The organism is Vibrio sp. 10N.286.51.C3 (assembly GCF_003050065.1).
Taxonomy (GTDB): domain Bacteria; phylum Pseudomonadota; class Gammaproteobacteria; order Enterobacterales; family Vibrionaceae; genus Vibrio; species Vibrio crassostreae.
Map to the genome: position 1 here is coordinate 1 of NZ_PIGC01000043.1, position 1,370 is coordinate 1,370.

Here is a 1,370-nt window from a genome sequence, read left to right on the forward strand (position 1 = left end):
CTTACCGCACGAGTTCAATGCTCTGGTTAAAGCGCATCCTAAGGTGGTTTATCAATGCTTGTTTCATTCCGTGTGGGCAACATTATGCGCGTTTGCTAATGAGCGGCATCACCTTGTCGGTCAACTTGGAGCATTAATGGTTCTTCACACTTGGGGAAGAAATCTGAGTCAACATACTCATATTCATTGCCTACTACCGAGTGGGGTGCTTACAAAAGATCGGCAATGGCAACCGACAAGAAAAGAGAGTTACCTGCTTCCGGTTAAAGCCTTATCCGTTCGCTTTAAGAAAGAGATGTTATGTCGAGTAAGCGAGTTGATAGCAACGCACAGTAATTTATTAGAGGAAGCCGCTAGTAAGAGATGGGTTGTGTACAGTAAACCTGTACTCCACGAGCCTACAGCGGTAGTGGGTTATCTATCTCGGTATTGCAATCGTATCGGGTTAAATCCCAACCAATTAAGTTATAACGTGGATGGCCGTATCACGATGAGTTACAAAGACTACCGAACCAATGGGACGCAAAGAATGTGTTGTAATGCGGGCGAGTTACTTCGACGCTTACTTTTACATGTGTTGCCTAAAGGGCTAATGCGAATACGCTACTATGGCTTTTTAGCTAATGCTGTACGGGTAAAGCGATAGCGGAAATTAGGCAAAGCTTACGAAAGCGACCCGCAGAGAAATCGGAAGTGCTGAAAGAGAAACCTTGTTGTCCGAACTGCCATAGAAACAGCATGGTACTCGTGTGCATCAATATTAGACCTAGGATAGTCGTTTCAGAGTACCAACTGACCTAGTTGTCTGATTATAATGAATAAAATTATCGTTGTGTTATGGCGAGAGAGGGGCATTGTTCGCTTTTAAAAAGATTATGCAACGGGTATAGTCGCTGTAGATAAATTGGCGGCTAGAAGTGGAAAATGGACGGCTGACGGGGTACCGGTCTTAATGATAAGAGTGGAACGCAAGTCAGTCCTAAAAAGCAAATTCCATAGATAGAAGCAGCCAAGTCCAACAGGTATTTATCCATTGTGCTACGACAACGGATAAATACTTAAGCGTTATGTAATACAGTTGGAAAATTAAAATGAAAAACAAGTATAAAGACATAATTTGGGATAAAAACCCTGAGTACATAAAAAAATTTTATGAGAACCACTCTAAATACCAATCGCTTTGTTCGGAAGTTGAGTTCATTTTGAAGAAAAAACTTTCTGGTAGTGATGTTGAGGTGTCTTCTATATCCGCTAGGGCTAAAACAGAAGCTAGCTTCTGCGAAAAAATATTCCGTAAAGGTTATGAAAACCCATTTGAGGAAATTACAGACTTTGCAGGTGCTCGCGTTGTCTATTTATATTCTCAGGAC

The 1,370-nt window shown here is 41.6% G+C and carries 1 protein-coding gene and 1 pseudogene; both read left to right on the top strand.

What is annotated here, in order from left to right; translation table 11 throughout:
- Window positions 1-801: pseudogene (locus CWO27_RS24020) on the top strand (IS91 family transposase); the annotation flags it as partial.
- A 290-nt stretch (window positions 802-1,091) separates the two neighbouring features.
- Window positions 1,092-1,370, top strand: a 279-nt coding sequence (locus CWO27_RS23390; protein ID WP_219907881.1) for a hypothetical protein, incomplete at its 3' end; no start/stop codon positions are given.